Origin of the sequence: Sphingobium bisphenolivorans (genome assembly GCF_000412635.1) — a bacterium.
In the GTDB taxonomy this organism is placed as follows: Bacteria; Pseudomonadota; Alphaproteobacteria; order Sphingomonadales; family Sphingomonadaceae; genus Sphingobium; species Sphingobium bisphenolivorans.
On record NZ_ASTG01000041.1, the window covers coordinates 1 to 3,937 of the forward strand.

Annotated in this window: 1 tRNA gene and 2 rRNA genes; all 3 read right to left on the reverse strand. The window is 54.2% G+C overall.

Annotated elements, in window-relative coordinates:
• Nucleotides 1-249: 249 nt before the first annotated feature.
• Nucleotides 250-326 (reverse strand) — tRNA-Met (locus tag L858_RS0118970).
• Between the two features lie 167 nt (nt 327-493).
• Nucleotides 494-608 (reverse strand): 5S ribosomal RNA (rrf, locus tag L858_RS0118975).
• Nucleotides 609-795: 187 nt separating this feature from the next.
• Nucleotides 796-3,591: ribosomal RNA gene (locus L858_RS0118980) — 23S ribosomal RNA — on the reverse strand.
• Nucleotides 3,592-3,937 lie beyond the last annotated feature (346 nt).

Sequence of the window (3,937 nt, forward strand, 5' to 3'; positions counted from 1 at the left end):
TCATAAATTTCCGCCAATGCCAGCAACCGCCGCCCCTGGTTCGCGCTCCTTGTCGCACGCGCCAGTCGCCTCAAACCCACCGCGTCAAAGTCGTCCCGCAATCCGATCGCTGCACCCATGGCCATGCCCTCCAACTGGCAGCCATAGATTCACAAATTCACCGTTTTGGGAATCCCCATATGACGAGACGGCGTTCGCGTTAAACGACAACGCCGCCCTCATGGGGCGGCGTATCGAGTTCTACGGCGATGGTTGCGGGAGTAGGATTTGAACCTACGACCTTCAGGTTATGAGCCTGACGAGCTACCGGGCTGCTCCATCCCGCGTCACCAAAGATGTTGGATCAGGGTAACGGAGGCTTTTGCCTCCGCAAGGCCGAGCGGCTGCTCGCGCCTTATTGGCGCGGAAGCCAAGGTCACGGATGTGACCGCCGGCGCCTGAGGCCAACGAACAAGTGAATGGGTTTTTGCTTTGTCAAAGCGCGAGCTGCAATGCCTGGCGACGCCCTACTCTTCCGGGGCTTGAGCCACAGTACCATCGGCGCAGACTGGTTTCACGGCCGAGTTCGGGATGGGATCGGGTGGGTCACAGACGCTATGGTCACCAAGCAATGAAGCTTGCGCTTTGGGTTTTAATCGGTGCCGTGCACGCTATGTCTATTCAGTTGTTATCTGGCTTGAGGCTATCACCACATCGCCGACGCTGGTGTTTTCCAGCACTGTCATTGATGGTGGGACTAAGATCACCACGTCGATGACCGATGCTGTTACCAGCACTGTCATTGATGGTGGGACTTTCAAGCGCGATCAGAGCAATTAGGACCGGTTAGCTCCACATGTTACCACGCTTCTACATCCGGCCTATCAAGGTCGTGGTCTACGACCGCTCGAAGAAATCTTATCTTGAGGGAGGCTTCCCGCTTAGATGCTTTCAGCGGTTATCCCGTCCATACATAGCTACCCTGCTGCGCCGTTGGCACGACGACAGGTACACCAGAGGTATGTTCAACCCGGTCCTCTCGTACTAGGGTCAACTCCTCTCAAATTTCGACGCCCACGGCAGATAGGGACCAAACTGTCTCGCGACGTTCTGAACCCAGCTCACGTACCACTTTAATTGGCGAACAGCCAAACCCTTGGGACCTGCTCCAGCCCCAGGATGTGATGAGCCGACATCGAGGTGCCAAACGATTCCGTCGATATGAGCTCTTGGGAATCATCAGCCTGTTATCCCCGGCGTACCTTTTATCCGTTGAGCGATGGCCCTTCCACGAGGGACCACCGGATCACTATGACCGACTTTCGTCTCTGCTCGACTTGTCAGTCTCGCAGTCAGGCGGGCTTATGCCATTGCACTCTAACAGACGGTTTCCAACCGTCCTGAGCCCACCATCGCGCGCCTCCGTTACTCTTTAGGAGGCGACCGCCCCAGTCAAACTACCCGCCACAGAGGGTCCCTGCACCGGATAACGGTGCGAGGTTAGACATCAGAAAACAACAGGGTGGTATTTCACCTATGGCTCCACGACAACTGGCGTCATCGCTTCAAAGCCTCCCACCTATGCTACACAGTTCTTTCCTAATGCCACTCTGAAGCTGCAGTAAAGGTGCACGGGGTCTTTCCGTCTAACCGCGGGTACTCCGCATCTTCACGGAGAATTCAATTTCGCTGAGCATATCCTGGAGACAGTGGGGAAGTCGTTACGCCATTCGTGCAGGTCGGAACTTACCCGACAAGGAATTTCGCTACCTTAGGACCGTTATAGTTACGGCCGCCGTTTACCTGGGCTTCAATTCAGAGCTTGCACTCCTCCTCTTAACCTTCAGGCACCGGGCAGGCGTCAGGCCCTATACGTCGTCTTGAAGCCGACTTAGCAGAGCCCTGTGTTTTTGCTAAACAGTCGCTACCCCCTGGCCTGTGCCCCCCACAAGTGCTTGCGCATATGTGGGGCCTCCTTCTTCCGAAGGTACGGAGGCAATTTGCCGAGTTCCTTCAGGATACTTCTCTCAAACGCCTTGGTATACTCTACCATTCCACCTGTGTCGGTTTAGGGTACGGTCTATACGGTGGGGCTATTTCCTGGGACAACTTCCCTGCCCGGACCAATCCAATAAGGCCGAACAAGTTACGCCATCCGTCACACACCACCAGGCCCACGAATATTAACGTGGTTCCCATCGACTACCCCCTTCGGGCTCGTCTTAGGGGCCGGCTTACCCTGCTCAGATTAGCTTTAAGCAGGAACCCTTGGAATTTCGGCGACAGTGCATCTCACACTGTTAATCGCTACTCATGTCTGCATTCGCACTTCCGATACCTCCACGACCCATTACCAGATCGCTTCAACGGCCTACGGAACGCTCCGCTACCGCTCAGATCAAAGATCTGAACCCTAAGCTTCGGTGCACGTCTTGAGCCCCGTTACATCTTCGCCGCAGGATCTCTTATTTAGACCAGTGAGCTGTTACGCTTTCTTTAAAGGATGGCTGCTTCTAAGCCAACCTCCTGGTTGTTTTGGAAATCCCACATGCTTTCCCACTTAGACGTGACTTGGGGACCTTAGCTGTAGGTTAGGGCTGTTTCCCTTTTGACGACGGACCTTAGCACCCGCCGTCTGTCTGCCGGACTAGACTCGTTGGTATTCGGAGTTTGGTTAGAGTTGGTAGATCTCGCGACCCCCGCATCCATCCAGTGCTCTACCCCCAACGGCAATCATCCGACGCTCTACCTCAATAGATTTCGCGGAGAACCAGCTATTTCCCGGCTTGATTGGCCTTTCACCCCTAAACACAACTCATCCGATAATTTTTCAACATTAAACGGTTCGGTCCTCCAGTGCGTGTTACCGCACCTTCAACCTGGTCATGCCTAGATCGCCGGGTTTCGGGTCTAATGCATCATACTCTGTCGCCCTATTCAGACTCGCTTTCGCTGCGCCTACACCTAACGGCTTAAGCTTGCATGATACACTAAGTCACAGACCCATTATGCAAGAGGTACGCTGTCAGGCTTCAAGAGCCCTCCAACTGCTTGTAGGCATCCGGTTTCAGGTACTGTTTCACTCCCCTCATCGGGGTGCTTTTCACCTTTCCCTCACGGTACTGGTTCGCTATCGGTCATGTACGAGTATTTAGGCTTGGAGGGTGGTCCCCCCATGTTCAGACAGAGTTTCACGTGCTCCGCCCTACTCAAGTCCTGTCGTTTCGCTTTCGCATACGGGGCTGTCACCCGCTATGGCCCAACTTTCCAGAAGGTTCTGCTAACTAAACAACAGGCACTGGCCTGGTCCGCGTTCGCTCGCCACTACTAACGGAATCTCGGTTGATGTCTTTTCCTCCGGGTACTGAGATGTTTCAGTTCCCCGGGTTCGCTTCACCAAAGCCTATTTTATTCAGCTTAGTGATACCTCTCCCATTTAACACGGGGCCAGATCGCTCTGGACCAGTCTTAAATGGTGAAGGTGGGTTGTCCCATTCGGAAATCGCGGGATCAAAGCCTGCTCACGGCTCCCCCACGCTTATCGCAGCGTGCCACGTCCTTCATCGCCTGTACATGCCAAGGCATTCACCAGATGCCCTTACCTCACGCTTGAGAGTCCACACCACCAATGACAGCACTGGAGTAGCACTGCATCAGCTTCTTACGGTGTGGTGATTTAACTCAGCCAGATAATCATTTGTGTACGATCATCATCCGATCCTCAGACGCTTCCTTGCGGAAACGCACGAAAACCGAACCATGTCGCCACGGCATCGATTAAAAAACCCATTCACAATGTCAAAGAGGCCCGCATCAGCAGGCCATACATGCCGGACGTATCCGGCAAACCGCTACTCTTCATCTCTGGAAATTATCTGCACTTTGGTGGAGCCTATCGGGATCGAACCGATGACCTGATGCTTGCAAAGCAACCGCTCTCCCAGCTGAGCTAAGGCCC